Genomic DNA, 26797 nt, shown 5'->3' with positions numbered 1-26797 from the left:
GAGCCCGCATGAAACCGCGCACCGTCACCCTCACTGATAACGCCACGGGCAAACAGATCGAGCTCCCGGTCCACGAGGGACAGCACGGCCCGGCGGCCATCGACATCCGCAGCCTCTACAAGGAACTGGGCTACTTCACCTACGACCCGGGCTTCATGTCCACCGCCAGCTGCTCCAGCGCCATCACCTACATCGACGGTGATGAGGGCGTGCTGATGTACCGGGGCTATCCCATCGAGCAGCTGGCCGAGCACAGCACCTATCTGGAGACCTGCCACCTGCTGCTGTACGGCAACCTGCCCAGCTCGGATGAACTGAGCAAGTTCTCGCGCATCATCAAGGAGCACTCCATGCTCCACGAGGCAATCCGCCGTTTCTACGGCGGTTTCCGCCACGATGCGCACCCCATGGCCATCATGGTGGGCGTGGTGGGCGCGCTGTCGGCCTTCTATCACGACAACACCGACGTGCATAACCCCAAGCACCGGGAAATCTCCGCCCACCGGCTGATCTCCAAGATGCCCACCATTGCCGCCTGGTCTTACAAGTACGCCACCGGACAGCCCTTCCAGTACCCGGACAACAACATGGGCTACACGGAAAACTTCCTCAAGATGATGTTCAGCGTGCCCACGGAGGAGTACAAACCCAACCCGATCTTCGTGCGCGCCCTGGACCTGATCCTGATCCTGCACGCCGACCACGAGCAGAACGCCTCCACCTCCACGGTGCGCCTCTCCGGCAGCTCCGAGGCCAATCCCTTCGCCGCAGTCTCCGCCGGCATCGCCTCCCTGTGGGGGCCGCTGCACGGCGGGGCCAACGAGAAGGTGATCAACATGCTGGAGGAGATCGCCAGGACCGGCGACGTGAACCAGTACGTCAAGCGCGCCAAGGACAAGGACGACCCCTTCCGACTCATGGGCTTCGGCCACCGGGTGTACAAGAACTACGACCCCCGGGCCAAGATCATCCGCAAGATGTGCCACGAACTGCTGGCGGAGCTGGGTGCCGAGAACCAGCCCCTGTTCGACGTGGCCCTGGAGCTGGAGCGCATCGCCACCGAGGACGAGTACTTCGTGGAACGCAAGCTCTACCCCAACGTGGACTTCTATTCCGGCATCATCTTGCGCGCCATGGGCATTCCCCTGAACATGTTCACGGTGATCTTCGCCCTGGCCCGTACCGTGGGCTGGATCTCCCACTGGAACGAGATGATGGACGACCCCGAGTCGCGCATCGGCCGCCCGCGCCAGCTCTACGTGGGCAGCGCACCCCGGGAATACGTGCCCATTGAGCAACGGTGAGTTTGGATGTAAATTAGAAAAATCTAATATTGAAAGGAGGCTTTCGCATCATGACTATCGACCGTTTCGTTATGGCCTTTGCCGGCACCGTGATCCTCGTCACCCTGGCCCTGTCCCAGGTGCACAGCATCTACTGGCTGTGGTTCACCGCCTTCGTGGGCTTCAACCTGCTGCAGTCCGCCTTCACCGGCTTCTGCCCCCTGGCCATCATCCTGAAGAAGCTGGGCGTGACCCCCGGCCAAGCCTTCGGCTGAACCACCGGCCAGCTGCTTAAAACCCGGATCGGCGCCCTGCCGGTCCGGGTCCCTTGAGCCCTACTCAAGGAGTTCCCCATGCGCAAAGACACCCCCTACAGCATCCACGCCCTGGAACTGGGGCCCATAGAGAACTTCATCTACCTGATCCATGACCACGCCACGGACACCGCCGCGGTGGTGGATCCCGCCTGGGATGTACCCGAGGTGGAGGCGCTGGCGCAACGGCTCGGGGTGCGCATCACCGACATCCTGCTCACCCACAGCCACCACGACCACATCAACGGCATCGGCGAGGTGCTGGAGCACCACGACGCGCGCATCCACCTGCTCAAGCCCGAGGCCCAGTTCTGGGGCCAGCAGCTCGCCCGCCCCGAACTGCACCACGGCGGCGACCGCATCCGCATCGGCGAGACCGAGATCGATATCCTGCACACCCCGGGACACACCCCCGGCTCCGCCTGCTATCGCATCGACCGGGACCTGATCACCGGCGACACCCTGTTCGTATTCGGCTGCGGGCGCTGCGACCTGAACGGCGGCGACCCGGAACAGATGTTCCAGACCCTCAAACACATCCGTGACGACCTGCCCGCCGACACCCTGATCCACCCCGGCCACAACTACGCGGAGAAGCCCACCTCCACCCTGGCGGAACAGGCCGAGGGCAATCCCTTCATGTGCTTCACCGAAGTGGACGAGTTCATCCGCTACCGCATGGTGGATCATGACCGGATCCGCCACACCCCCTACCGGGCCGAACCCTGCAGTCACGCCCATCACAAAGCCTGAGCAAATCACTTGACCAATTGCCCGTTCGGGCATACACAAGGACATAAGGCATACATCGACGGGCGAGGGGAAATCGCCGCCCGCCGTGCCCGAAAGCCGGGACGCGGCAAGGCATAATATCCCCAGACTCCCGGAGGACACCGATGTTTACGCACGCACATGGACCGTACATCCTGGCAGCTGAGCGCCCGCGCCGATCCCCCGGCAGATGGCTATTGTTCACGGCCTTGTGGCTCACCCTGCTCCTGCCGCTGGCTGCCGCTCAGGCAAGGCCTGATGCCCAGCAGCCCACCCTCAAGTTCGGACTGCTGCCCTTCGCCAGCCCCGTGGCCCTGTTCGAGCGCTTTGCCCCCCTTCGGGACTACCTCAACGTGCAGCTGGGCACCCAGTTCGTACTGGAGACGGCACGGGATTTTTCCGTGCATGTGCAGCGCATCGAGACCGGCGACTACCACCTGCTGCTGACCGCCCCCCACTTCGTGCCCATCGCCCTGGACAGCGGCCACTACGAGCTGCTGGCGGCCTACAAGGAGGATCTGTCCACCGTCTACCTGGTGGGCCGGGACGACCCCGCCGCCGACCTCAGCGCCCTGGCGGGCCGGCGCATCGGCACGCCGCCCCCGGAGGCACTGATCACCCTCGTGGGGGAGGACCACCTGCTCAAGGTACTGGGAGACCAGGCACCTGCCCCGACCTTCGTCCCCTTTCCCAGCCACAACGCCGCCATCCACGCCATTGCCAGCGGCCTGGTGGATGCCGCTGCGGTGTCCATCAACGTCGCGCGTCTCGACATCAACCGGGGGGTTCCGGTGCGGATCCTGGACGAGACCCCGCAGTTTCCCGGCGTCGGCATCCTGGCCCGCAAGGACCTGGCCGAGCCGCTGCGCGAGGCACTTAGGGAAACCCTCATCAGCATGACCGATCGCGAAGACGGGAGCGACGTGCTGCGGGTGATGATCTACGCCGGATACAAAGCCGCCAGCGCCGAGGACTATGAACCCTTCCGGGCCATCCTGCCCCGCGCCCGCCAGTATCTGAGCCCCGTGAGCACCGAGCCCTGACCATGCGCCTGCGCTTCTCGCTCCAGATCATCATCGGTGCCGTGGCCATCCAGGTGGCTATGGTGAGCCTGCTGGTCTGGAACACCACCCACCAGATCCGCGAGAGCCACACGGAGCTGCTGGTGCGCTCCGCGGAGCAACAGAGTCTGCTCATGACAAGCGCCCTGGTGCCGGGACTCGCCTACAGCGACGCCGCCATGCTTCAGGACGTGCTGCAGCTGGTCTCCGGCCAGCCCGACCTGGTATACGCCGTGGTGATCGATGCCGGCGAGCGGCGCCTGGCCGTCGTGGGCACGCCGCCGGAGTCCCTGTTGCCGGTGACCGGCACCCAGGTCGACGAGCGTGGCCAGGTGCACATCACCCGCCGCATCGACCTGGCCGGTCAATCCCTGGGGCTGCTCGGCGTGGGCTACTCTCCCGAGGGCGTCAACGCCCTGAGCGACGCCTTGCTGGAGCGCAACGTCACCCTCGGTATCGCCATGCTCGCCCTGTCCATCCTGGCCGCGGTGCTCTTCGGGCTCGTCATCACGCGGCGGCTCAGACGACTGGATGCCGGCGCGCGTGCCTTTCGAGCCGGGCGGCTGGATCATCGCATCCCCCCGCTGGCCAATGATGAAATGGGCGACCTGGCCCGCACCCTCAATGCCCTGGCCTCGGACCTGGGCCAGTCCCAGAGCACGCTGCGCCAGCAGAACCTCAAGCTCAACCGCTCCGTGGAACGCATGGAGGCCCTGTTGCGCGGCGCCGAGGCGGTGCTCTGGGAGGCGGAACCGGCCACCGGGCAGTGGCGTTTCGTCAACGGCGACACCCAGGCCATCCTGGGCATCTCCGCCCAGCAGATCGGTCAGCCCGGCATCCGCGAGGCCCGCGTGCATGCCGATGACCTGCCCCGGCTGCGCGAGACCTACCGACAGGCGGGGCCGACCCCCAGCTCCGTGGACTACCGCTACCGCAGCAACGAGGCAAGCTGGGTCTGGCTCAGGGACATCGTCTCCTCGGCCAGCGACAGCGATGGACACGCGGTGCTGCGCGGTCTGACCCTGGATGTGAGCCCACAGCGACAGGCCGCGTTGGCCCTCAAGGACAGCGAGAGCCGTTACCGCGAGGTCATCGAACACGTCTCGGAGGTCATCTTCCGGACCGACCACCAGGGACGCTGGACCCTGCTCAATCCCGCCTGGGAAGAACTCACCGGATACAGCATTGCCGAATCCCTGGGCCGCCCGGTGAGCGAATTCGTCAGCGCCGAGGACAGCCCCCTGCTGGAGGCCCTGACGAACCAGCTGCTGCATGGCAACAAGTCCCAACTCAGGGATGAATTGCGCCTGCTCACCCGAGCGGGCGAGCCCCGCTGGGTCTCCGTGTTCGTGCGCAGCAGCCAGGACGCCGAGGGTCGCGTCATCGCCACCTTCGGGACCCTCACCGACATCACCGAACGCAAACGCGCCGAGGAAGAGATCCGCCGACTGGCCTTCTACGACAGCCTCACGGAACTGCCCAACCGCAGCCTGCTCTACGATCGCCTGCGTCTGGCCATGGCCAGCGCGGCCCGAAGCCGACACCACGGCGCGATCCTGTTCCTGGACCTGGACAACTTCAAGGACATCAACGACACCCTGGGCCATGACGTGGGCGACGAACTGCTGCGGCAGGTGGCCAGCCGCATGCAGGGCACCATCCGGGAAACCGATACCCTCGCCCGCCTCGGCGGCGATGAATTCGTCATCATCCTCAACGACCTGCATCCGGAACAGGCCCAGGCGGCGGTCGAGGCCGAGACACTCGGCAGCAAGCTGCTGCATCTGCTCGCCGAGCCTTTCCGGCTGGGTGAACACGAGCGCCACTGCACACCCAGTATCGGCGCCACGCTGTTCGGTGATGGCGAGGTCAACGTGGACGAACTGCTCAAGCAGGCGGACCTGGCCATGTACCGGGCCAAGGATTCTGGGCGCAACACCCTGTGCTTTTTCGAACCCGAGATGCACCAGGTGGTCAAGGCGCGCGCGGCCCTGGAGGCAGACTTCAGAAAAGCGCTCCGGGAGGATCAGCTGCATTTGCACTACCAGCCCCACGTGGACGACCAGGGACACATCCTCGGCGCCGAGGCCCTGCTGCGCTGGTCCCACCCGGAACGCGGCATGGTGCCGCCCATGGAGTTCATCGCCGTGGCCGAGCAGACCGGGCTCATCATCAAGCTCGGCCGCTGGGTGCTTCAAACCGCCTGCCAGCAGCTCGCCCTCTGGCACCGGGAAAGCCAGTGGATGCGGATCAACATGGCAGTCAACGTCAGCGCCAAGCAGTTCCGTCATCCGGATTTCGTGCGCGAGGTGGCCGAGATCCTGCAATCCACCGGGGCACCGGCGCAACACCTGGTCCTGGAGCTGACCGAGAGCCTGTTGCTGGAAGACACCGAGACCGTCATCACGCGCATGAACGCCCTGAGGGAACTGGGCGTAGGCTTCGCCCTGGACGACTTCGGCACGGGCTACTCCTCCCTCTCCTACCTCAAGCGCCTGCCGCTCTCCCTGCTCAAGATCGACCAGTCCTTCGTGCGCGACATCCTCGTGGACGCCAATGACGCGGCCATCGCCGAGATGATCATCACCCTGGCGAAGACCCTGGGATTGGAGGTGATCGCCGAGGGCGTGGAAACACCGGAGCAGCGGGATTTCCTGCTGGAAATGGGCTGCCACCAGTTCCAGGGCTACCTGTTCGGCCGCCCGGGGCCTGTGGATCAACTGGAGAAGCGACTCGTGGGCCGGCGTACGGGGACCCACAACTGAGCCCGCAGGAGGCCTTACCCGGGACCTTAACCACGAGTCCTGCCCGGACATCGCAGTTCGCGGCGGGGTCGCCGCGCCTACGGGGACGATCGTAGGAGGCCCGACCCCGGGCCGAACGAGGGAGCCAGGCAACTGAGTTAGGGCACCGCAGAGCCGCAGGGAACCTGATGAGATGCGCCCGGAAGGATTGATTCGGGCCATCCTTGGCCCTCACCCCTGCGGGGCGGTGCCTTGCAGGCACCGTCAATCCGGCTGTCCTGCCGGATTAATCGAACCTGAGGTTCGAACCAGGGCCTCCCAGCCCACCAGACAAACAAAAAGGCCCCATCCAAATGGACGGGGCCTTTTTGTTTGTCTGGCGCGCCCGGAAGGATTCGAACCTCCGACCACCTGGTTCGTAGCCAGGTACTCTATCCAACTGAGCTACGGGCGCTTTCAAAGCGGCGCATTATGGGGCGGCGTGGCCCGGGCGTCAAGTGCCGGGGCGTGGCGCAGGCCCAAACAGGATTGTCTGCTTCGGGGAATCCGGGAAAACCGGTTGAACCCTGGGGGCTTGCTTGAGTCTAGATTCCCGGGGACTAGAATAAACCCCAGCAGGATTGCCGTATTCACGCTCATGGGACGGCCCGTCCGCCCCTTGAATTCGTTCGTTTGGTCGCATCATCAAGGAGGTGTTTCATGCATAAACCCATCAAGCTCGCCCTCTCTTTCGGTATTGCCATGACCCTGGGTCTCGGCGCCATGAGCCAGGTCCACGCCATCGATTCCGTGGAGGCGACGGTGGATTACCGCAAGGGCGTCATGCGGGCCATCGGCGGCAACACCGCCGCACTGGCCGCCGTGATCGTGGACGGTGCCAATGAATACCGGGACAACCTGGCCATCCATGCCCGCTACATCGTGGACATGACCAAGGACATCCCCGCCCTGTTCCCGGAGGGCAGCGACTTCGGCGAGACCAATGCCCTGCCCGCCGTGTGGGAGAACCAGGAACGCTATGCCGAACTCTCCGAGAACACCCACAAGGCCGCCGTCACCCTGCTGGAGGCCATCGAGGCCGGCGAGCAGGATCTCGGTCCCCGCTTCCGTGAGCTGGGTCAGTCCTGCCGTGCCTGTCACGACGACTTCCGCCAGAGCAACTGAAGACCGACGTGCCACGCCATAGCAGCCTCAAACAGTGCGGACCCCTTGGGTCCGCACTGCTGTGCTTGTGGCTCGCCCTGGTGCTTACCCCCGCAGCCCTGGCCGAGACACCGGATGAGGAACTGATCAAACGGGGCGAATACAACCTGCGCGCCGCCGGCTGCATCTCCTGCCATACGAAAAAAGAAGACGGTGCCCCGTTCCTGGCCGGTGGCCGTGCCATCGAAAGCCCCTTCGGCACCTTCTACGGCCCCAACATCACCCCGGACAAGGAGACCGGTATCGGCAATTGGTCAGTCGATGACCTGGTGCGTGCCCTGACCGAGGGACGCGGCCCCGACGGGCGACATTACTACCCCGCCCTGCCCTACACCTCCTACACCCGCATGAAGCGGGAGGACATCGAAGCCATCTGGGCCTATCTGCAATCCATTGAACCGGTGCGACTTGAAAACAGGCCCCACGAGCTGGTCTGGTTCGCCCGATTCCGCCCCGCCCTGCGCTTTTGGAATGTCCTGCACCTGCGCCCGGGTGAATTCGTACCCCGTGAGTCAGAGTCGGACGAATGGAACCGAGGTGCCTACCTGGTCAACGCCATGGCCCACTGCGCCGAGTGCCACAGCCCGCGCACCCGCACCGGCGGCCTGGACCCCAGGCTTCTGTTTGCCGGCCAGCGCCTGCCCGACGGCGGGACCATCCCCAACATCACCCCGGACCGGGAGACCGGCATCGGACGCTGGACCCAGCGCCACATCGTGCGTTATCTGGACACGGGCATGGATCCGGATGGCGACTTCGCCGGCGGTTCCATGAGCGATGTGATCGAGCACGGCACCACGCACCTGAGCAACGACGACCTGCGTGCCATGGCCGTCTATCTCATGTCCCTGGAGCCCATCCGCCACGACATGCGCTGACGGGCTGAACCGACGCTCAGGAGCGGATGAAGGCGCGAATCAGCGGAATGCTCTCCTCCAGATGCGCGAAGGCGTGATCGCCGCCCGCGAACACCTTCACCTCGGCAAACCCCTCATAGGCCTGCACCGCCATGCGGTAATCCAGCACCTCGTCACCCTCATCGAGCAGCACGAGTGCGGGCACCGAGAGCGGCGCGTCATAGACCATCAAGGCCTGCACGTCCGCCTCGGTCCAGTCATAGGGCTCGCCGGTGTAGTAGTTGTGCACCGGACCGATCAGTGTGCGCAGAAGCTCCGCCTTCACCACGGGATTGATCAGCACGGTCCTGGCCTGGAAATGACGCGCCAGATAACGGCTGTATAGACCGCCCAGGGATGATCCGATGAACACGCAGGGCTCCCGCCCCGCACCCGCCGCCTCGGCCTGCGCGATCAGGTCACGCACTGCTTCATCCGGTTCATAACCATAGTCGAGACCGATCACGCGATGCTCAGGCAACAGCTGCTTGAGCGCCTGCCCCTTGCGGCTCTGGGACGTGCTGCCGAAACCGTGGACGTAGAACAGGATCATGAATGGAATGGATTACGACACGGCCCTGAGCATATTGACGAATTCGGACTCCTGGCTCGCGGGCAGCAGACGCTTGTCTGTGTTGCCATGATGTTTGAAGAATCCCCGTCAGCCTTTCTGCTTCTGCAAAAGCTTCAATGCCTGTACAAGAGCAGGCACATCGTCACGAATAATGCTCCACAGGGTATCGTTATCGATTCCAAGATATGCATGGATCAACCGATTTCGCGTTGCGATGATCATCCTCCAAGGAATCCCGGGATTCTCTGCACGTACCGCTTCCGGAACATGCGTCGCGGCCTCCCCGATGAGTTCCAGGTTACGGAGCGTGGCATCGTAGTTGATCGGCGTGGCAACAAACGCATCCTGGTCCATGCCCGACGTATATGAGAGCACGTTGCCGGCAAATCGGATCATGTCATCGATATAGAAGCGCCATTCGCGCTCAGACATTGATCGCTTCCTGCTCGATATAGGGGCGCAACTCAGGTCTCAAGGCCTTGTTGGACACCAGGTCCACCGGGCGACCCAACTCGTCCTCGAGGAGGAATTGAACACCGAAGTAACGCTCGGAGGTTGCAGGCCCATCGAAATCGACCACCACATCCACATCACTGTCGGCCCTGGCCTCATTTCGCGCCGTCGAACCGAACAAGGCCAAACGTGTGACGCCAAATTTCTCAGCCAATTCAGGCTTGAGCCGGGAAAGCACCTTGAGTGCCTCGTCCCGGTTCGCGACCGGCCGTTGGGCCTGTCTATTGTGGCCATGTTCTGGCGTCAGGTACCGACAGCCACGCCCACGTCCCACACTCACCAGACGTCGCTTTTCAACCAACAATGCCAAGCGACGCTGCAAGGTGCGTCTTGGGATATCGGCATCCAGCACGCTGGCAATCTCCTCCACCGATGCGCCAGCAGGAAACGCGCCGATGGCCCGACAGATGGTGTCGAGTTCAGTCTGTGAGGGGGTTCTGGGCATCGGGCACCTGCTACGCAACGCGATGCCATCGAGCATAGCGAGCAAAGTGGCGCATTTCAATAATCGCGCCACATTGCCCCGCCAATCCCAAGGCATGTCAGGACCAGCCCGCCATCAACCACACCAGTGCGCGGCACGTGATCTTCCTGCTTGGGATAAACGACCAGGGGACAATATCAGGGAATCTGCAGTCGCCATATCCAAACAAAAAGGGGCTCCGGGAAAACACCCGGAGCCCCTTTGTTTTGAATATGGCGGAGAGAGAGGGATTCGAACCCTCGATGGGCTTTTGACCCATACTCCCTTAGCAGGGGAGCGCCTTCGACCACTCGGCCATCTCTCCGGAGTTGATACACGTGGAGGCCTGACTGCAAGTCAGGCGCGTAGGATACCCGCCACTCCCTGGCAGGTAAAGGTTTGGGCTTCAGGCGGCTCAGTTGCCGCCGGTGGCCTGGCCTTCGTCACCCTCGTTCTTGATGCGCTCGTAGATCTCTTCACGATGCACGGCCACATCCTTGGGGGCATTGATGCCGATGCGCACCTGGTTGCCCTTTACGCCCAGCACAGTCACGGAGACCTGGTCTCCAATCATCAGGGTTTCGCCGACACGGCGGGTCAAAATCAACATAGTCCTTACTCCATTGCTCCAATCACCAAAGTCCAATGGCCGCACATCGTTGTGCGACACTCCTTGTGCCCCGAACCGGCCGCAGTCGTTTCAAGCTCCCTGCTGCGGTTTTTCCAGTTCGAAGGCGTCGTGCAAGGCCCTGACACCCAGTTCCAGGTATTTCTCATCCACCACCACGGAGACCTTGATCTCCGAGGTGGAAATCATGCGGATGTTGATACCCTCTTTGGCCAGGGCCTTGAACATCTTGCTGGCGATGCCGGCGTGGGAACGCATGCCCACGCCCACCAGCGAAATCTTGACAATCTTGGGATCGCCTGACACCTGTCGCGCGCCCAGTTCGGCGGACAGGCCCTTGAGAATGCCCAGGGCCTTGTCGAAGTCGTTGCGGTGCACCGTGAAGGTGAAGTCCGTGGTCGCATCGGCGCCCACGTTCTGCACGATCATGTCCACCTCGATGTTGGCATCCGAGATAGGGCCCAGGATGCGGTAGGCCACGCCGGGCTGGTCCGGTACACCCAGTATAGTCAGCTGGGCCTCGTTCTGATTGAACGCGATGCCTGAAATCAGCGCCTGTTCCATGCCTTCTTCCTCGAACGTGATCAGTGTGCCGGGGCCATCCTTGAAGGAGGACAGCACGCGCAAGGGCACGTTGTACTTGCCGGCGAATTCCACCGAGCGGATCTGCAGCACCTTGGAGCCGAGGCTGGCCATCTCCAGCATCTCCTCGAAAGTGATGCGCTCCAGGCGCCGGGCGTTGGGCACGACGCGGGGGTCGGTGGTGTAGACCCCGTCCACGTCGGTGTAGATCTGGCACTCATCGGCCTTCAGCGCCGCGGCCAGGGCCACGGCGGTGGTGTCGGAGCCGCCCCGGCCCAGGGTGGTGATGTTGCCGTGTTCGTCCACACCCTGGAAGCCGGCCACCACAACCACGCGCCCGTCGGCCAGATCCCGACGCACCCGGGCGCCGTCGATGTCGCGGATGCGCGCCTTGTTGTGGGCACTGTCGGTGAGGATGTGCACCTGGGCGCCGGTGTAGGAGCGCGCCGGGCAGCCCCGGGCCTCCAGCGCCATGGCCAGCAGGGCGATGGTGACCTGCTCACCGGTTGACAGCAGCACGTCCAGCTCGCGGCCCTCGATGCGGGGATTGATGGCGCGGGCCAGGCCCAGCAGGCGATCGGTCTCGCCGCTCATGGCGGAGACCACCACCACCACCTCGTGGCCATCCTTGCGATAGGCCAGCACCTTGTCGGCCACGTGCTGGATGCGCTCCACAGAGCCCACCGAGGTGCCGCCGTATTTCTGTACGATCAATGCCATGTGTGTGCCTGCATCAGGCGGTTATTGTGCGCTGCCGCAAATCCGGCCGCCATTAAACACGAAACCGCCGTAATTATGAAGAAAATCTTTCAGCCCAGCCGTTCGCGGACCCAGTCGGGCACCGAGGCCAGCGCACCGGGCAGTCCCGAGGGGTCGGTGCCGCCGGCCATGGCCATGTCCGGCCGTCCGCCGCCCTTGCCACCCACCTGCTGGGCCACGGCATTGACCAGTTCACCGGCCTTCAGGCGCGCGGTCTGGCCCTGGGTCACGCCGGCCACCAGGCTCACCTTGCCGTCCTTGACCGTGGCCAGCACCACGGCGGCCTCGCCCAGCTTGTTCTTGAGCTGGTCCACGGTGTCGCGCAGGGACTTGGGATCGGCGCCTTCCAGGTTGGCGGCCAGCACCTTGATGCCGTTCACCTCCACGGCCTGATCGGCGAGGCTGGAACCGGCGGCGCTGGCCAGCTTGCCCTTGAGGGCCTCCAGTTCCTTTTCCAGCTGGCGGCTGCGCTCCACGAGCAGGGCGACCTTCTCGTCCAGGTCGCCGCGGCCGGCCTTGACCATCTCCGCGATGCGGGAGAGGTTCTTTTCCGTCTCGCCGATGTAGTTCAGGGCGTTCTCGCCGGTGACCGCCTCGATGCGGCGGATGCCCGAGGCCACGCCGGACTCGGAGAGGATCTTGAACACGCCGATGTCGCCGGTGCGACGCACGTGGGTGCCGCCGCAAAGCTCCGTGGAGAAGCCGCCCATGGACAGCACCCGCACCTCATCGCCGTATTTCTCGCCGAACAGGGCCATCGCCCCGGACTCCAGGGCCTGGTCGATGGGCATGATGCGCGCCTCGGCCTCGGCATTGGCGCGGATGGCCTCATTGACGCGGCGCTCGATGCGCTCCAGTTCCTCGGCGCTCACGGGCTGGAAATGGGAGAAGTCGAAACGCAGACGGTCGGGGGCCACCAGGGAGCCCTTCTGCTGCACGTGATCGCCCAGGATCTCCCGCAATGCGGCGTGCATCAGGTGGGTGGCGGAATGGTTCAGGACCACCGCCTGGCGGCGGGCCTGGTTGACCTTCGCACCCAGCACGTCGCCCTGGGCAATGCGCCCTTCCACCACGCGACCCATGTGGGCGTGGGCGGCGCCGTGCTTGCGGGTGTCGGTGACCTCGAAGATCACGCCCTCGGCGAGCAACTCGCCGGTATCACCCACCTGGCCGCCGGATTCTGCGTAGAAAGGCGTCTCATCGAGCACCACCAGACCGTGCTCGCCGGATGCCAGTGCGTCCACGGGTTCGCCGTCCTTAAACAGGGCGGTGACCCGGCCCTGTCCATCCAGGTGTTCGTAGCCGGTGAAGGCACTCTCGCCCTCGATCTTGAGTTTGCGGTGGTAGTCCGCATCGAAGTGGCTGGCGGCCCGGGCGCGCTCGCGCTGAATCTCCATCTCCGCCTCGAAACCGGCCATGTCCAGGGTCAGGCCCCGCTCCCGGGCGATGTCGCCGGTCAGGTCCACGGGGAAGCCGTAGGTGTCGTAGAGCACGAAGATGGTCTTGCCGGGGATCTCGGTGCCCTTGAGCCCGTCGATGTCCTCTTCCAGGATGCGCAGGCCCTTCTCCAGGGTCTCGGCGAAGCGCTCCTCTTCCTGGCGCAGCACCCGCTCCACCATGGGCTGGGCCTTGACCAGCTCCGGGTAGGCCTCGCCCATCTCGGCCACCAGGGGGCCCACCAGACGGTGGAAGAAGGGCTCATCCAGGCCCAGCTTGTGGCCGTGACGGGCGGCGCGGCGGATGATCCGGCGCAGCACGTAGCCGCGGCCCTCGTTGGCGGGCATGACGCCGTCGGCCACCAGGAAGCTGCAGGAGCGGATGTGATCGGCGATCACCCGCAGGGAAGGGCTCGTGGGATCCGCGCCCTTCGCCATGTCACGGATGGCGCGGATCAGGTTCTGGAACAGGTCGATCTCGTAGTTGGAGTGCACGCCCTGCATGACGGCGGCCAGACGCTCCAGGCCCATGCCGGTGTCCACCGAGGGACGCGGCAGCGGGGTCAGGGTGCCGTCCTTGGCCCGGTCGTACTGCATGAACACCAGGTTCCAGATCTCGATGTAGCGGTCGCCGTCCGCCTCGGGGGTGCCGGGCGGGCCGCCGGGAACCTCGGGGCCGTGGTCGTAGAAGATCTCGGTACAGGGGCCGCAGGGGCCGGTATCGCCCATGGACCAGAAGTTGTCCGAGGCGCCGATGCGGGAGAAACGCTCGGGATTGACGCCCACGTCCTTGAGCCAGATGTCGGCAGCCTCGTCGTCCTCCTCGAACACCGTGACCCAGAGCTTTTCCTCGGGCAGCTTGAGTACCTGGGTGAGGTACTCCCAGGCGTACTGGATGGCCTCGCGCTTGAAGTAGTCGCCGAAGCTGAAGTTGCCCAGCATCTCGAAGAAGGTGTGGTGACGTGCGGTGTAGCCCACGTTTTCGAGATCATTGTGCTTGCCGCCGGCGCGCACGCAGCGCTGGGAGCTGGTGGCGCGCACGTAAGGGCGCTGCTCACGACCCAGGAAGACATCCTTGAACTGCACCATGCCGGCATTGGTGAACAACAGGGTGGGATCGTTGCCCGGGATCAGCGGGCTCGAAGGCACCACCTCGTGGCCCTTGGACCTGAAGTATTCGAGGAAGCTCGTTCTTAAGTCGGCGCTTTTCATAAAGGTCTCGGTGTGAATCCAATTCAAGATTCAAGATTCAAAGGGACAGACCTCGCAAGCTCATCGGCCTTTGAATCTTGAATCTTGAATCATCTTTTCAGGGCCCGCCGCACCAGGTCGGCGGAGAAACCACGATATTGCAGGAAGCGGGCCCGTTTCGCCCATTCCCGGGCATCTTCGGGGGGCAAGTCGCCGAAGCGCCGATGCAAGGCCTCCTCGGCAAGCTGCTGCCAGTCGGCCCCGGCGGCGGCAATACCCGCCTCAGACTCGGACTCCCCAATGCCCCGTTCGCGCAACTCGGCGGCGATACGCACCGGACCGTAACCCTGTTGGACCCGGTGGCGCACGAAGGTTTCCACGAAACGCGCGTCGCTCTGGTATCGCTGCGCCGCGAGCCGGTCCAGGGCCTCGTCCAGTGCCTCGGGCTCATGGCCCTTGTGGGCAAGCTTGCGACGCAGCTCCGAGCGGCTGTGCTCGCGGCGCGCCAGGAGTCGCACGCCGTCGGCGTAGGGATCGCCCGGCTCAGCGGGGTCCTCAGGCCTCCGCCGATTCCGCCTCATCCGCCTTGGCCGACCGCTTGGGCAGGTGCTTCTCGCGGATCTGGCGCTCGATCTCCCCGGCCATCTCCGGGTGCTCCTTGAGGAAGGTGCGGGCGTTGTCCTTGCCCTGGCCGATGCGCTCGCCATTGTAGCTGTACCAGGCGCCGGACTTGTCCACGATGCCGTCCTGCACGCCGATGTCGATGACCTCGCCGAGGCGCGAGATGCCCTCGCCGTAGAGGATCTCGAACTCCGCCTGCTTGAAGGGCGGGGCCACCTTGTTCTTGACCACCTTCACCCGGGTCTCGTTGCCGATCACCTCGTCGCCCTTCTTGATGGCGCCGGTGCGGCGGATGTCCAGACGCACGGAGGCGTAGAACTTGAGCGCGTTGCCGCCGGTGGTGGTCTCGGGGTTGCCGAACATGACGCCGATCTTCATGCGGATCTGGTTGATGAAGATCACCAGCGTATTGGAGCGCTTGATGTTGGCGGTCAGCTTGCGCAGGGCCTGGGACATGAGGCGGGCCTGCAGGCCCACGTGGGCATCGCCCATCTCGCCCTCGATCTCCGCCTTGGGCGTGAGCGCGGCCACCGAGTCCACCACCACCACGTCCACGGCGCCGGAGCGCACCAGCATGTCGGCGATCTCCAGGGCCTGTTCGCCGGTGTCCGGCTGGGAGACCAGCAGGTCGTCCACGTTCACGCCCAGCTTCTCGGCGTAGCCCGGATCCAGGGCGTGCTCGGCGTCCACGAACGCGGCCGTACCGCCCTGCTTCTGGCACTCGGCGATCACCTGCAGGGTCAGCGTGGTCTTGCCCGAGGATTCAGGGCCGTAGATCTCCACCACGCGGCCCTTGGGCAGGCCGCCGATGCCCAGCGCGATGTCGAGTGCCAGGGAACCGGTGGAAATGGCCTCCACGTCGCGCACGGCGGTGCTGTCGCCCATGCGCATCACGGCGCCCTTGCCGAACTGACGCTCGATCTGCCCGAGTGCGGCGGACAGGGCCTTCTTGCGGTTTTCGTCCACGGTGTTTCCTCGCAATCTGTTGGGTGCCCTGGAGGGTCAGGACACTAGATGGTGTGTCGGCGGCATCCGGGGGACACCAAACCCCGGATTATCCCATAGAACCGGAGCGCTCCGAAAGCGAGCCCGGTGGCGCGCCCTGCAGGGGATAGGTTTTGAGCACCTCGTAACCCTGTCCGGGCCGGGAGCGCACCAGGCAGAAGGCCTTTGCCTGCCAGGTGAGGCCGGGCGGATCCACCCCGGGCAGACGGCCGTTCATGCGGCGGATCAGGGTGATGTGGGCATGAAAGGGACACGGGTCGGGGCGAACGCCGCAGTCCCGCAGGACCCCGGCCAGATCGCCGGCCAGGGTCGAGAGCGCCGCCGGGCAGTCCGCGGGGCCGGTCCAGAGCAGCCCCCGTTTGAACACGCCGAGCCGGTCGAGCGGCAGGCTGAAGGGTTCGCCCCGCACCCGGGCCGCCGCCTGCTCCAGGCAGGTTCGGGTCTCGGCGTCCACGTCGCCGGCGAAGGCCAGGGTCAGGTGCAGGTTTCTCGCAGCCGTGGGTCGCCCACCCGGCCGGGGCAGGGCATCCCGCCAGCCGGCCAGGGCCGCGCGCGCTTCATCCGAGGGCCAGAGGGCGAAGAACAGTCGCTGGGGTGTGTCCAGGGTCTCTTCCATGAGTCCTCCCGTAAGTCATCGACGAGCATTCAAAACACAGGCTAGCATGCAAAGGACGCAATGAGGGCGAGCAGGGAACGCGATGTCGTTGTGTTTCGATCAGAGACCTTCTAAACCTTGGCGCATCCCTTCGAGTCCTGGGCGGGTTGCTTGCATACCTTCTCTGAAATCAGACGTTCAGGACGACAGCCGCGCCAGCAAGCCCTCCAGGGCCGCCGCCACGGCCTGCCGTCGCACGGCCTCCCGGTCGCCCGGGAACAGGAAGCGTCGCGCCTCGGTCTCGCGACCCTTGCCGGCCCAGGCCAGCCACACGGTGCCCACCGGTTTCTCGGGGCTTCCGCCGCCAGGACCTGCAATGCCGCTGACCGCCAAGGCCGCCTCGGCATCGCTGACGTTCAGGGCACCCTCGGCCATGGCCCGCACGGTCGCTTCACTGACCGCGCCATGGACCTCGATGATCCCGGCCGGCACGCCCAGCAGTTGCGTCTTGGCGGCATTGCTGTAGGTCACCAGCCCCCGCTCGAACCAGGCGGAGCTGCCGGCGATATCCGTGAGCAGCTTGGCGATCCAGCCGCCGGTGCAGGACTCGGCGGTGGCGAGCCTCAGGCCGGCCATGCCCAGGGCCTGCCCCGTGTCCCGGGCCAGCCCGGCGAGCGCCTCATCCCCGGGAACCACGAGCTCAGTCCAGCATGCGGAGAATCCGGGCACCCACCAGGAAACCCTGCCCCTCGGATTCCTCGCGGACCACCTCCACCTCGGCACGCAGGGGTCGGACCAGGGTGTTCTCGGGGCTCACGGTGGCCTCCAGGATGGCGCCGGCCCCGAAGGAACGGCCCGCGTGGAAGGAAAAGCCCTGGGCACTCAGGTCACGCCCCTCGGCACTCAGTACCTCACCCGTGGCCTTGTGCCGCAATTGCACGGTACAGTCGATCTGCATGCGATGGAAATCCCGCTTCTCCTCGTAGTCCCGGCTCATGCCACCTCCCCTGTTGTTCGCCCGCATGGCGGGCTGTTTTGGCTTCCGGGAACTGTAGCCCCATCCCGCCCGGCAGGGAAAGGCCGGACGGGCGGGGAACGGACAGGCGTCAGAGGAAGTCGGGCAGATGGCTGCGAATGGTGTCCACGTCGTGGGTGGTGAGGTTCTTGTCCAGCTCTCCGACGATGGACTTCTGGGTCACGCTGTTCATGCACTGGCGCAAAGTACCCAGGAAGGCGGGGGCGGCCACGATGTAGAGCTTTTCGAACACGCCCGTGGCCCGGGCGTTGTTGAGTCGGTCGCACAGCACCTTGGCAAAACGCACTGCCTCCTGCTTCTTGGGCGGCACCTCCTTGCCCATGGCATGGCGGCCGTCGCCGCTGCTGTCGTAGGCGCGCCCCGGTCGATCGGAGTTGAGATCCTGCTCGTGGAGACGCCCCTCGGGATGGCTGAAGTCTTCCACCTCCTGCAGGGCACTGAAGGACTTCTCGGCGCTGAAGATCCGGGCGCGGCTGGCGTCTGCGACAATCACCCAAGTGGTCATGCGGTCACCTCCTTCAAGGTTTGCGAAACAGCACACGAAAAAGCGGCGCGCCATGGGGCAGCGCCGCGAGAATCAAACAACCATGAAATCAGCAGGATGGCGGAAAAACATCATGCCGGCTCGAGACCTGGGGCAGGCTGACAACACAGCATGGACGCCGTGCGCCGAAGATCCCGAGTAACCACGAAAGTGCCCTTCATATGTGCTGAATATAGTCCTTTACCCGAAACCCACCAGCCCCCTCGTGCAGGAATCCGGGCTGTCCTTGATCCCGGTCAGGTCATGTAGAATTCCCGCCCATGTCCAGCACCCCCGCCGCCGCCAGCCCCCAGCACACCCCCATGATGCAGCAGTACCTGGGCATCAAGGCGCAGCACCCGGACATCCTGGTGTTCTACCGCATGGGGGACTTCTACGAGCTGTTCTACGACGACGCGATCCGCGCCGCGCGCCTGCTGGACATCACCCTGACCAAGCGCGGCCAGTCCGCCGGCGAACCCATCCCCATGGCGGGTGTGCCGGTGCACGCGGTGGAGAGTTACCTGGGACGCCTGATCCGGCTCGGAGAGTCGGTGGCCATCTGCGAGCAGATCGGAGACCCGGCCACCAGCAAGGGTCCGGTGGAGCGCAAGGTGGTGCGTATCGTCACCCCCGGCACGGTCACGGAAGAGGCCCTGCTGGAGGAGCGCCGGGAGAACCTGCTGGTGGCGGTGTGCGGCCGGGAGAACCGCTTCGGCATCGCCGCCCTGGACGTGAGCACCGGGCGCTTCCGGGTGCTGGAAGTGGAGGGTGTCGAGGCCCTGGCCGGTGAGCTGGAGCGCCTGAACCCGGCGGAGCTGCTGCTGCCCGAGGGCCAGCCCCTGCCCGGGACCAAGCGCCCGGGCACGCGCCAGCGGGCGGTGTGGCATTTCGAGGCCGAGGCTGCCCGCACCCTGCTCACCCGGCACTTCGGCACCCGGGACCTGGCCGGCTTCGGCTGCGAGGGCCTGGCGCTCGCCACCGGCGCCGCCGGGGCCCTGCTGCAGTACGTGCAGGACACCCAGATGAGCGCCCTGCCCCACATCAACGGCCTGGGGGTGGAACGCCGCGAGGACGGCATCATCCTGGACGCCGCCACCCGCCGGAACCTGGAGCTGACCCAGAACCTGGCTGGCGGCCGGGAACATACCCTGGCCGCGGTGCTGGATGAGACCGCCACCGCCATGGGCAGCCGCCTGCTGTCCCGCTGGATCCACCAGCCCCTGCGCCACCGGCAGGACCTGGAGGCGCGTCTGGGCGCCGTGGCGGAACTGCTGGAGGGCCGCGGCCACCGGGCGCTGCACGAGCGGCTGCGGCGCATCGGGGATCTGGAGCGCATCCTCTCCCGGGTGGCCCTGGGCTCCGCCCGGCCCCGGGACCTGGTGACCCTGCGGGACTCCCTGGCCGTGCTGCCGGAGATCCGCGGCCTGCTGGCCGGGACCGGCGCGCCCCGGCTTGAGCAACTCGCCGGGAGCGCCGGCGAACACCCGGCCGTGGTGGACCTGCTCACCCGGGCGGTCATCGAACAGCCCCCGGTGCTGATCCGCGACGGCGGCGTCATCGCCCCCGGCTACGACCCGGAACTGGACGAACTGCGCGCCCTGTCCGGGAACGCCGACCAGTTCCTGGTGGACCTGGAGGCCAGGGAGCGGGAACGCACCGGCATCCACACGCTGAAAGTGGCCTACAACCGGGTGCACGGCTACTACATTGAGATCAGCCGCGCCCAGGCGGACAAGGCCCCGGACGACTACACCCGGCGCCAGACGCTCAAGGGCGCCGAGCGCTTCATCACCCCGGAACTGAAGGCCTTCGAAGACAAGGTGCTGTCCGCCCGTGAACGGGCCCTGGCCCGGGAGAAGGCCCTCTACGAGGCCCTGCTGGAGGCCCTGCTGGAACCGCTCCCGGCCCTCCAGCGAAGCGCCGAGGCCCTGGCGGAACTGGACGTGCTGGCCTGCTTCGCCGAGCGCGCCGAGACCCTGGGCTACAGCCGCCCGGAACTCACCGACACCCCCGGCATGCTCATCGAGGACGGCCGTCACCCGGTGGTGGAGCAGGTGCTGGACGAGCCCTTCGTGGCCAACGGCGTGCAACTCGCGGACGCCCGCCGCATGCTGGTGATCACCGGCCCCAACATGGGCGGCAAGTCCACCTACATGCGCCAGACGGCGCTGATCGTGCTCATGGCCCACCTGGGCTCTTTCGTGCCCGCGCGCCGGACGGTGCTCGGCCCCGTGGACCGCATCTTCACCCGCATCGGTGCCTCGGATGACCTGGCCTCCGGGCGTTCCACCTTCATGGTGGAGATGACCGAGGCGGCCAACATCCTCAACAACGCCACCGAGCACAGCCTGGTGCTCATGGACGAGATCGGCCGGGGCACCTCCACCTTTGACGGCCTGTCGCTCGCCTGGGCCTGCGCCGAGCACCTGGCCCGGCACAACCGGGCCTTCACCCTGTTCGCGACCCACTACTTCGAACTCACCGCCCTGGCCGAGCAGCACGAGGCCATCGCCAACGTGCACATCGACGCCGTGGAACACGGCAACCGCATCGTGTTCCTGCACGCGGTCAAGGAAGGCCCCGCCAACCAGAGCTACGGCCTGCACGTGGCGGCCCTGGCCGGCGTGCCCGCGGCGGTGATCAAAAAGGCCCGCCAGCGTCTGGCGGAGCTGGAACGCCAGAACCTGGCCGGCGGGGCTGCCGACCCCCAGTTGGGCCTGTTCGCCCCCACCCCGCCACCCTCGCCCGCCCCGGATCCGTCCCTCGAGGCCCTGCGCGAGGCGGTCGAGGACCTGGACCCGGACAGCCTTTCGCCCCGGGAGGCGCTGGAGGTCGTGTACCGGCTCAGGGCGCTATTGGCAAAGTGAGAAGGGTGAATTGGGAAGTGGGAAATGAAGCCCTTACTTCCCACTTCCCAATTCACACTTCGCACTTCCTGAGTGGGTTCTCGAATTCAACCTCCCTTGCCGATACACTTGGCGGCAAAATATCCAGAAGAGGCCCGCCCATGACATTCGTCGTCATCGAAAACTGCATCAAGTGCAAGTACACCGACTGCGTGGAGGTCTGCCCCGTGGACTGCTTCCACGAGGGGCCCAACTTCCTGGTCATCGACCCGGAGGAGTGCATCGACTGCACCCTGTGCGAACCCGAGTGCCCGGCCGAGGCCATCGTGCCCGAGGATGACATCCCCGAGGGCCAGGAGGACTTCCTGGAACTCAACGCTGAGCTGTCCCGCCAGTGGCCGGTGATCACCACCCGCAAGGAACCGCCCGCCGACGCCGAGGAGTGGGACGGCAAGCCCGACAAGCTCAAATACCTGGAGCGCTAGTGTCGTCGGGACAGGCCACCCGGATTGAGGGTGCTGCCCCCGGCACCGACCCCCTCGAGCAACTGGCCCGACGCATCGTCGAGGACCACCGGGACCGGCTCCCGGATCTCACCTCAGTCACCCTCCTGCGTCCCCGTGCCCACGGGGACGCGCGTTTGCGCCGTTTGCTGCTCGCCGCCGCCCGGGAACAGGGGGTCGAGGCCCTGCTGGGCCCGCGCATCACCAGCCTGCGCCAGTGGGTGATGGAACAGGACCCCGCGCACGGCGCCCCGCTGCTCGGCGATCACGGCCGTGAACTGATGCTCTTCGAAGCGCTGCGGGAACACCCGCAGCTGTTCGAGCGCCACGATACCTGGCGCCTGGTGGACACCCTGCTGGAACTGTTCCGGGAACTGACCCTGAGCGGCGCCACCCCGCCCGCCGCCTACGAGGCCTTCGTACAGAGGCTGCGCGAGGCCTACGGGCTGGGCGGTGATGATTCGGCCTGCCTGGAACCCTTGGGTCGTGAGGCCCGCATCGTGCACACCCTCTGGCACGCCTGGCTGGAGCAGCAGCGGCAGGAAGGCCGGGAAGACCCGGATGCCCGCTACCTGCGTGCCCTGGCATGCCTCGAACCCGGCAACATCCCCCCAGGCAGCCTGTATGCGGCCGGCTACGATGAACTCCTGCCCGCCGAAACCGCACTGCTCAACGGCCTGACCCGCGAGGGTCGTCTGCACTGGCTGGTGGGATTGCCCGCCGCGCCGGGCATGCCGCAACCGACGTCCGACGGCGCAGACCCTCAGACACCTTTCAGCGCCTTCCTGGACCAGGCGTTCGACACCGACGGGGCACCTCTGCGTGAACGCGCCCTCGCCTTCGCGCAACGCCATCCCAGCAGCCCCGCCACGCCACGTCTCGCCCTGCTCGGCGCCGAGGACGCCGAGGCCCAGGCCGCCGCCCTGGACATCCGCATCCGCGCCTGGCTGCTGGAAGGCCATCGCCACATCGGCGTGGTCACCGACGACCGGCGCCTGGCCCGGCGTCTGCGGGCCCTGCTGGAGCGCGCCGGCATCGACCTGGACGACCCGGGCGGCTGGGCCCTGTCCACCACCCGCGCCGCCGCCGCCCTGGAACGCTGGCTGGAGGCCCTGGAAGAGGACTTCGAATACCAGCCCCTCATGGACGTGCTCAAGTCCCCCTTCGTGTTCCCGGAGCGCACTGAAGAACACCTGTTCGCCGTGTACCGCCTGGAACAGGACGTGATGCTGCGGGAGAACATCCCCAGGAATCTGGCCCGCATGCGTGAGCACCTGTTCAAGCGAGCCCGGCGACTGGGGCCGGCCTCCGAGCGCAGCACCCGGGCGGTGGCCAGCCTGCTGGATGCCCTGGAAGAGGCCGCCGTGCCTTTCAGGGGTCTGGTGCGGGGCGCGGCCCGGCCCGCCGGCGATTGGCTGGCCGCCCTGCAGGAGAGCCTGCGCCGGCTGGGCATGCAGGCAAGCCTGGAGGCGGACCCCGCCGGACGCCGGCTGCTGGAGGAAGTGCGCGCCATGGCCGCAGACCTCGGCTCGCGGCCGCTGTCCATGGACTGGCGGGAATTCCGCACCTGGCTGGGGCGGGTGCTGGAGACCCGTCATTTCCGCCCCCACCCACGGCCCGCGCCGGTGCGGCTCATGAGCCTCGGCGAGACCGCGCTGGCCCGTTTCGACGCCCTGATCATCGCCGCCGCCGACGGTGAACACCTGCCCGGCCACGAACCGGTGCGCGCCCTGTTCAACGACGGCGTGCGCCATGCCCTCGGCCTGGAGGCCTGGCATGACCGGGTGGCCCGCCAGCAGGGCCGCTTCCGGCGCCTGCTGGAGGCCGCGCCCAGGGTGTTGATCACCTGGCAGCGGGAACGGGGCGGCGGCCCGCAGCGCCCCGCCCCCTGGGTGGAACTGATCGACGCCTTCCACCGCCTGGCCTGGGGCGCACCGCTCAGGGACGAGGCCCTGGAGGCCTGGCTCAAGACGCCCGACGCCCTGGTGCAGAGCCCGGACACGGCCCCCCTGCCGGCCACCCCGCAACGTCCGGCACCGCTGCTGCCCGCCGCCCATGTGCCTGCCAAACTCTCGGCCAGCGCCCACCAGGATCTGATCGACTGTCCCTACCGCTTCTACGCCGCGCGCGGTCTGGGGCTTGCCCCCCCCGAGGAACTGGCCGAGGCCCTGAGCAAGGCCGATTACGGCGAACGGGTGCATCTGTGTCTGCAGGCCTTCCATGGCGGCACGCCGGAACTGCCCGGTCCCTGGCAGGGGCCTCTCGACGAAGCTCACCGCGCCGAGGCCCAGACCTTGCTTGAGACCATCAGCAAAGCGGTGTTCGAAAAGGACCTGGAAGACAACTTCATGCACCGGGGCTGGCTCGCCCGCTGGCGCGCCCTGATCCCCGCCTACCTGGACTGGGCCATTGAGCGGGCCGAGGCCTGGCAGGTGCAGGACACCGAGGTATCACGGGAGGTGGCGCTTGCCACCGGCACGGTCCTCAAGGGCCGTCTGGATCGGGTGGATGCGGGCGAAGCGGGCCAGGGCGTGATCGACTACAAGACCGGTACGCCGCCCGCTCAGAAGGAAGTGGACGCCGGCGAGGCCGTGCAGCTGCCCACCTATGCCCTGCTGCTGGAAGACAGCCAGCGGGTGGAATACCTGCACCTGGACCGGGACAAGGTCAAGTCGGGTGCAAGCCTGGAAGGCGAGGCCCTGACAGCGTTGCGCGAGGCCGTGGCCACGCGACTGCTGCAGCTGCTGGAGCGCCTGCGCGCGGGCAGCCCCATGCCCGCCTGGGGTGACGAGAAGGCCTGCCAGCATTGCACCATGGACGTGGTGTGCCGTCGCGGCAGCTGGGAACAGGGCCTTTGAAGTGAGAAGTGAGAAGTGAGAAGTGAGAAGTGAGAAGTGAGAACGGGGCGGTGAGAAGTAGGTGGGTGAAGGGCTAGAATCAGGCAACACCCTAGGTCAACGCTCCCCCGAGCGGACAACAGGAGAGACACCATGAAGATCACACGCTTGTTCACACTGAGTCTGTTGCTGCTGCTCCTGCCCCTGGGTCAGGCCTGGGCCGATGCCTACGAGGACACCCTCCAGGTCTTCCGCGAGGCCATCGAGTCCAAGCACTTCTTCGACAACGCCTACGGCTACGCGGTGTTCCCCACCATCGGACGGGGCGGCATCGGCATCGGCGGCGCCCACGGTCGGGGCCGGGTCTACGAACGGGGCAATCACATTGGCGACACCCGCATGACCCAGGTGACTGTCGGCTTCCAGCTGGGCGGACAGGCCTACAGTCAGATCATCTTCTTCGAGGACCAGCGGGCGCTGCGGGAATTCACCGGCGGCAACTTCGAGTTCGGTGCCCAGGCCTCCGCCGTGGCCATCACCGCGGGTGCCTCCGCGGGCGTCGGCACCACCGGCGCCACCGCCGGCGCCAGCGGCACCCAGCACGATGCCCGCGCCGTGGCCAACTACTACCGCGGCATGGCCGTATTCACCGTGGCCAAGGGCGGCCTCATGTACGAAGCGAGCATCGGCGGACAGAAGTTCAGCTATACACCGAAGTGAAACTGACTGCGGTTTTTGCCACAGAGGGCACAGAGGTCACAGAGAAAACCTTTCTCTCGCGGAGGCGCGGGGACGCAGGGAACATCCTTAGAAGCAAAAACCGGAGACTCTATAAAGGTGCGAAGAAAGTCCTATCATTCGCTTTCTCACACCGAGACACAGCGTCGCAGGGTTTGAATCGAGAGATTTCCCCTCTTCCCGTTCAACACCGATTCCGGAGGACGTTATGCAACACGCGAAACAGGATGCCCTGGAGGCCATCGCCAAGCTGCCCGATGACACCGACATGGACGAGATCATGTACCGACTCTATGTCCTGGATAAGATCCGCAAGGGCCAGGAGGCTGTAGAGCATGGCCGCACTACCCCCAGCGAGGCGCTGAAGCACGAGATTGAATCGTGGTGATCTGGTCGGATCCGGCCAAGGCCGATCTGCGTACGATTCACGATTTCATCGCTCATGATTCAAGGCACTACGCCATGAAACCCGTTTGAAAATGCTTTTCCTTGGCGTCTTCGCGTCTTGGCGAGAGTTACGGCCTTTTGATCCCCAAGATTTTCCCTGCGCCTCCGCGCCTCCGCGAGAGAACGGTTTTCTCTGTGACCTCTGTGCCCTCTGTGGCAAAACGCCTTTCAACAGATCCGCGGCAACGGATCGTCCTCAAGCTCTTCCAGGAATCGCTGGCCACCCAATTCAGTCTCCAGGATCACCCGCGGAGCACCCGTCTCCAGCTGACCGATGAGTGACGGTTCACTGCCGTCGATGCCGCGCCAACGGGCAAGGGCCTCGTCCACTGCGTCTTCGGCGACCACCGCCACCACCCGGCCCTCGCAGGCCAGGTAATAGGGGTCATAACCCAACATCTCGCACACGGCGCGCACCGGATCCTTCACCGGGATGGCGGGCTCCGAAAGGCGCACGCTCAGGCCGCAGGCACTGGCGATCTCGTGGGCCACGGTGGCCAGTCCGCCCCGGGTGGGGTCGCGCATGAAGCGAATGCCCGGCAGGTCGAACAGGGCCTGGGCATAGGGCAGGACGCTGGCGGCATCCGATTGCAGATCACCGCGCAGACCGAACTGCTCACGGGCGAGCATCACGGCGGTGCCGTGATCGCCCACCGAACCGTTCACCAGCAGCACGTCCCCGGGCCGGATGTTGCGAAGACTCAACACGCCGGGCGTGGCACGCACACCGATGCCGCTGGTGGCCAGATACAACCCGCTGCACTCGCCGTGGGGAAGCACCTTGGTGTCACCGGCCACCACCTGCACGCCGCAGTCCCGGGCGGCCCGGGCGAGATCCGCGACGATGCGCTCCAGTTGCGCGAACTCGAGCCCTTCCTCGATGAACACATTGAGCGACAGGACGCGCGGGATGGCACCGGCCACGGCTAGATCATTGACCGTGCCGTGCACGGCCAGGGAACCAATGCTGCCGCCTGGAAACTCCAGCGGCTTCACGGTGAAGCCATCGGTGGTGAACAGCAGGTCACCGGAGAGATTCAGGTGAGCGGCGTCCGTGTGGGTGTCCAGCTGACCGTCGTTGAGATGGCGCGCGAAGACCTCGTCGATGAGTTCCCGCATGAAGCGCCCGCCGTTGCCGTGGGCCAGGGTGATGCGTTGCTGTGTCATGTCTGCCCCTATGCACCAAGGATCACCAACGATTGCAGCCTCTCCACCTGCCTCACGC

25 protein-coding genes and 2 tRNA genes are annotated in these 26797 nt (G+C 65.9%); 12 read left to right on the top strand and 15 right to left on the bottom strand.

Translation table 11 applies throughout. The features are described from left to right. The first annotated feature begins 8 nt into the window (after window positions 1-8). The 5 genes from TGR7_RS06520 to TGR7_RS06500 all read left to right on the top strand — a co-directional run bounded on the left by TGR7_RS06520 (window position 9) and on the right by TGR7_RS06500 (window position 6194). A complete protein-coding gene (locus tag TGR7_RS06520; RefSeq protein ID WP_012637870.1) occupies window positions 9-1304 on the top strand; it encodes a citrate synthase in 1296 nt (431 codons plus the stop codon). Between the two features lie 50 nt (window positions 1305-1354). Then, the gene (locus tag TGR7_RS06515) at window positions 1355-1558 is read left to right on the top strand and encodes a YgaP family membrane protein (RefSeq protein WP_012637869.1); all 204 of its coding nucleotides are present in this window, start codon (window positions 1355-1357) and stop codon (window positions 1556-1558) included. A 78-nt stretch (window positions 1559-1636) separates the two neighbouring features. Next, a complete protein-coding gene (locus TGR7_RS06510; protein WP_012637868.1) occupies window positions 1637-2350 on the top strand; it encodes an MBL fold metallo-hydrolase in 714 nt (237 codons plus the stop codon). Window positions 2351-2565: 215 nt separating this feature from the next. After that, window positions 2566-3411: a phosphate/phosphite/phosphonate ABC transporter substrate-binding protein gene (locus TGR7_RS06505; RefSeq protein ID WP_041441143.1), complete on the top strand. Its 846-nt coding sequence runs from the start codon at window positions 2566-2568 to the stop codon at window positions 3409-3411. A gap of 2 nt (window positions 3412-3413) precedes the next feature. Next, window positions 3414-6194: an EAL domain-containing protein gene (locus TGR7_RS06500; protein WP_012637866.1), complete on the top strand. Its 2781-nt coding sequence runs from the start codon at window positions 3414-3416 to the stop codon at window positions 6192-6194. 356 nt (window positions 6195-6550) lie between these two features. On the opposite strand, the gene TGR7_RS06495 is transcribed toward TGR7_RS06500, so the two are convergent. Beyond that, window positions 6551-6627: transfer RNA gene (locus TGR7_RS06495), tRNA-Arg, on the bottom strand. 245 nt (window positions 6628-6872) lie between these two features. On the opposite strand from TGR7_RS06495, the gene TGR7_RS06490 reads away from it, so the two are divergent. Both TGR7_RS06490 and TGR7_RS06485 read left to right on the top strand, forming a co-directional pair. After that, window positions 6873-7337 carry a c-type cytochrome gene (locus TGR7_RS06490; protein WP_012637865.1) on the top strand — a complete coding sequence of 155 codons (465 nt, stop codon included), beginning with the start codon at window positions 6873-6875 and terminating at the stop codon, window positions 7335-7337. Window positions 7338-7417: 80 nt separating this feature from the next. After that, a complete protein-coding gene (locus TGR7_RS06485; RefSeq protein WP_012637864.1) occupies window positions 7418-8254 on the top strand; it encodes a c-type cytochrome in 837 nt (278 codons plus the stop codon). Window positions 8255-8270: 16 nt separating this feature from the next. Here the strand turns inward: TGR7_RS06485 and TGR7_RS06480 are convergent, their stop codons facing one another. From TGR7_RS06480 to TGR7_RS06420, 13 genes are all read right to left on the bottom strand, one after another. Then, window positions 8271-8825: a YqiA/YcfP family alpha/beta fold hydrolase gene (locus TGR7_RS06480; protein ID WP_012637863.1), complete on the bottom strand. Its 555-nt coding sequence runs from the start codon at window positions 8823-8825 to the stop codon at window positions 8271-8273. A gap of 108 nt (window positions 8826-8933) precedes the next feature. Next, window positions 8934-9278 carry a HepT-like ribonuclease domain-containing protein gene (locus TGR7_RS06475; protein ID WP_012637862.1) on the bottom strand — a complete coding sequence of 115 codons (345 nt, stop codon included), beginning with the start codon at window positions 9276-9278 and terminating at the stop codon, window positions 8934-8936. Beyond that, on the bottom strand, window positions 9271-9804 hold the full coding sequence (locus tag TGR7_RS17985) for a nucleotidyltransferase family protein (RefSeq protein ID WP_012637861.1): 534 nt from the start codon (window positions 9802-9804) through the stop codon (window positions 9271-9273). The genes TGR7_RS06475 and TGR7_RS17985 overlap by 8 nt, the downstream gene beginning before the upstream one ends. A gap of 252 nt (window positions 9805-10056) precedes the next feature. After that, a tRNA-Ser gene (locus TGR7_RS06465) sits at window positions 10057-10147 on the bottom strand. A gap of 90 nt (window positions 10148-10237) precedes the next feature. Then, on the bottom strand, window positions 10238-10432 hold the full coding sequence (csrA, locus tag TGR7_RS06460; protein WP_012637860.1) for a carbon storage regulator CsrA: 195 nt from the start codon (window positions 10430-10432) through the stop codon (window positions 10238-10240). Window positions 10433-10522: 90 nt separating this feature from the next. Further along, a complete protein-coding gene (locus tag TGR7_RS06455; RefSeq protein ID WP_012637859.1) occupies window positions 10523-11752 on the bottom strand; it encodes an aspartate kinase in 1230 nt (409 codons plus the stop codon). An 89-nt stretch (window positions 11753-11841) separates the two neighbouring features. Further along, on the bottom strand, window positions 11842-14439 hold the full coding sequence (alaS, locus tag TGR7_RS06450; protein ID WP_012637858.1) for an alanine--tRNA ligase: 2598 nt from the start codon (window positions 14437-14439) through the stop codon (window positions 11842-11844). A gap of 89 nt (window positions 14440-14528) precedes the next feature. Continuing rightward, complete coding sequence (locus TGR7_RS06445) at window positions 14529-14999, bottom strand: regulatory protein RecX (RefSeq protein WP_012637857.1); 471 nt, start codon at window positions 14997-14999, stop codon at window positions 14529-14531. After that, entirely contained in the window at window positions 14974-16005 is a 1032-nt protein-coding gene (gene recA / locus TGR7_RS06440; RefSeq protein ID WP_012637856.1) for a recombinase RecA, read from the bottom strand. Before recA ends, TGR7_RS06445 begins: the two co-directional genes overlap by 26 nt. 88 nt (window positions 16006-16093) lie before the next feature. Beyond that, window positions 16094-16660 carry an RNA 2',3'-cyclic phosphodiesterase gene (gene thpR, locus TGR7_RS06435; protein ID WP_012637855.1) on the bottom strand — a complete coding sequence of 189 codons (567 nt, stop codon included), beginning with the start codon at window positions 16658-16660 and terminating at the stop codon, window positions 16094-16096. Window positions 16661-16837: 177 nt separating this feature from the next. Beyond that, window positions 16838-17335: a CinA family protein gene (locus tag TGR7_RS06430; RefSeq protein WP_012637854.1), complete on the bottom strand. Its 498-nt coding sequence runs from the start codon at window positions 17333-17335 to the stop codon at window positions 16838-16840. Between the two features lie 4 nt (window positions 17336-17339). Continuing rightward, window positions 17340-17636, bottom strand: a complete 297-nt coding sequence (locus TGR7_RS06425) for a PilZ domain-containing protein (protein WP_012637853.1) — start codon at window positions 17634-17636, stop codon at window positions 17340-17342. 109 nt (window positions 17637-17745) lie between these two features. After that, a complete protein-coding gene (locus tag TGR7_RS06420) occupies window positions 17746-18180 on the bottom strand; it encodes a host attachment protein (RefSeq protein ID WP_012637852.1) in 435 nt (144 codons plus the stop codon). Window positions 18181-18479: 299 nt separating this feature from the next. Between TGR7_RS06420 and mutS the strand changes: the two genes are divergently transcribed. From mutS to TGR7_RS06395, 5 genes are all read left to right on the top strand, one after another. Continuing rightward, on the top strand, window positions 18480-21068 hold the full coding sequence (mutS, locus tag TGR7_RS06415) for a DNA mismatch repair protein MutS (protein ID WP_012637851.1): 2589 nt from the start codon (window positions 18480-18482) through the stop codon (window positions 21066-21068). Window positions 21069-21208: 140 nt separating this feature from the next. Beyond that, the gene (gene fdxA, locus TGR7_RS06410) at window positions 21209-21532 is read left to right on the top strand and encodes a ferredoxin FdxA (RefSeq protein WP_012637850.1); all 324 of its coding nucleotides are present in this window, start codon (window positions 21209-21211) and stop codon (window positions 21530-21532) included. Further along, window positions 21532-24408: a PD-(D/E)XK nuclease family protein gene (locus tag TGR7_RS06405; RefSeq protein WP_012637849.1), complete on the top strand. Its 2877-nt coding sequence runs from the start codon at window positions 21532-21534 to the stop codon at window positions 24406-24408. The genes fdxA and TGR7_RS06405 overlap by 1 nt, the downstream gene beginning before the upstream one ends. Before the next feature lie 132 nt (window positions 24409-24540). Beyond that, window positions 24541-25107 carry a YSC84-related protein gene (locus TGR7_RS06400; protein ID WP_012637848.1) on the top strand — a complete coding sequence of 189 codons (567 nt, stop codon included), beginning with the start codon at window positions 24541-24543 and terminating at the stop codon, window positions 25105-25107. A gap of 226 nt (window positions 25108-25333) precedes the next feature. After that, window positions 25334-25513 (top strand): hypothetical protein, encoded by a 180-nt coding sequence (locus TGR7_RS06395; protein ID WP_012637847.1) that lies wholly within the window; start codon window positions 25334-25336, stop codon window positions 25511-25513. Between the two features lie 227 nt (window positions 25514-25740). On the opposite strand, the gene hypE is transcribed toward TGR7_RS06395, so the two are convergent. Next, window positions 25741-26739, bottom strand: a complete 999-nt coding sequence (hypE, locus tag TGR7_RS06390) for a hydrogenase expression/formation protein HypE (RefSeq protein ID WP_012637846.1) — start codon at window positions 26737-26739, stop codon at window positions 25741-25743. Between the last annotated feature and the right edge of the window lie 58 nt (window positions 26740-26797).

It is taken from the genome of Thioalkalivibrio sulfidiphilus HL-EbGr7, assembly GCF_000021985.1.
GTDB lineage: Bacteria > Pseudomonadota > Gammaproteobacteria > Ectothiorhodospirales > Ectothiorhodospiraceae > Thioalkalivibrio_A > Thioalkalivibrio_A sulfidiphilus.
Note: the sequence above shows the minus strand (reverse complement) of the source record. Positions and strands in the feature narration are given on the sequence as shown.

What these genes read in the sequence shown, in the direction of transcription:
- TGR7_RS06520 (WP_012637870.1), top strand. Translation starts at nt 9, where the DNA reads ATGAAACCGCGCACCGTCACCCTCACTGATAACGCCACGGGCAAACAG.
- TGR7_RS06515 (WP_012637869.1), top strand. Translation starts at nt 1,355, where the DNA reads ATGACTATCGACCGTTTCGTTATGGCCTTTGCCGGCACCGTGATCCTC.
- TGR7_RS06510 (WP_012637868.1), top strand. Translation starts at nt 1,637, where the DNA reads ATGCGCAAAGACACCCCCTACAGCATCCACGCCCTGGAACTGGGGCCC.
- TGR7_RS06500 (WP_012637866.1), top strand. Translation starts at nt 3,414, where the DNA reads ATGCGCCTGCGCTTCTCGCTCCAGATCATCATCGGTGCCGTGGCCATC.
- TGR7_RS06490 (WP_012637865.1), top strand. Translation starts at nt 6,873, where the DNA reads ATGCATAAACCCATCAAGCTCGCCCTCTCTTTCGGTATTGCCATGACC.
- TGR7_RS06480 (WP_012637863.1), bottom strand. Translation starts at nt 8,825, where the DNA reads ATGATCCTGTTCTACGTCCACGGTTTCGGCAGCACGTCCCAGAGCCGC.
- TGR7_RS06475 (WP_012637862.1), bottom strand. Translation starts at nt 9,278, where the DNA reads ATGTCTGAGCGCGAATGGCGCTTCTATATCGATGACATGATCCGATTT.
- TGR7_RS17985 (WP_012637861.1), bottom strand. Translation starts at nt 9,804, where the DNA reads ATGCCCAGAACCCCCTCACAGACTGAACTCGACACCATCTGTCGGGCC.
- csrA (WP_012637860.1), bottom strand. Translation starts at nt 10,432, where the DNA reads ATGTTGATTTTGACCCGCCGTGTCGGCGAAACCCTGATGATTGGAGAC.
- TGR7_RS06455 (WP_012637859.1), bottom strand. Translation starts at nt 11,752, where the DNA reads ATGGCATTGATCGTACAGAAATACGGCGGCACCTCGGTGGGCTCTGTG.
- alaS (WP_012637858.1), bottom strand. Translation starts at nt 14,439, where the DNA reads ATGAAAAGCGCCGACTTAAGAACGAGCTTCCTCGAATACTTCAGGTCC.
- TGR7_RS06445 (WP_012637857.1), bottom strand. Translation starts at nt 14,999, where the DNA reads ATGAGGCGGAATCGGCGGAGGCCTGAGGACCCCGCTGAGCCGGGCGAT.
- thpR (WP_012637855.1), bottom strand. Translation starts at nt 16,660, where the DNA reads ATGGAAGAGACCCTGGACACACCCCAGCGACTGTTCTTCGCCCTCTGG.
- TGR7_RS06425 (WP_012637853.1), bottom strand. Translation starts at nt 17,636, where the DNA reads ATGAGCCGGGACTACGAGGAGAAGCGGGATTTCCATCGCATGCAGATC.
- TGR7_RS06420 (WP_012637852.1), bottom strand. Translation starts at nt 18,180, where the DNA reads ATGACCACTTGGGTGATTGTCGCAGACGCCAGCCGCGCCCGGATCTTC.
- mutS (WP_012637851.1), top strand. Translation starts at nt 18,480, where the DNA reads ATGTCCAGCACCCCCGCCGCCGCCAGCCCCCAGCACACCCCCATGATG.
- fdxA (WP_012637850.1), top strand. Translation starts at nt 21,209, where the DNA reads ATGACATTCGTCGTCATCGAAAACTGCATCAAGTGCAAGTACACCGAC.
- TGR7_RS06400 (WP_012637848.1), top strand. Translation starts at nt 24,541, where the DNA reads ATGAAGATCACACGCTTGTTCACACTGAGTCTGTTGCTGCTGCTCCTG.
- TGR7_RS06395 (WP_012637847.1), top strand. Translation starts at nt 25,334, where the DNA reads ATGCAACACGCGAAACAGGATGCCCTGGAGGCCATCGCCAAGCTGCCC.
- hypE (WP_012637846.1), bottom strand. Translation starts at nt 26,739, where the DNA reads ATGACACAGCAACGCATCACCCTGGCCCACGGCAACGGCGGGCGCTTC.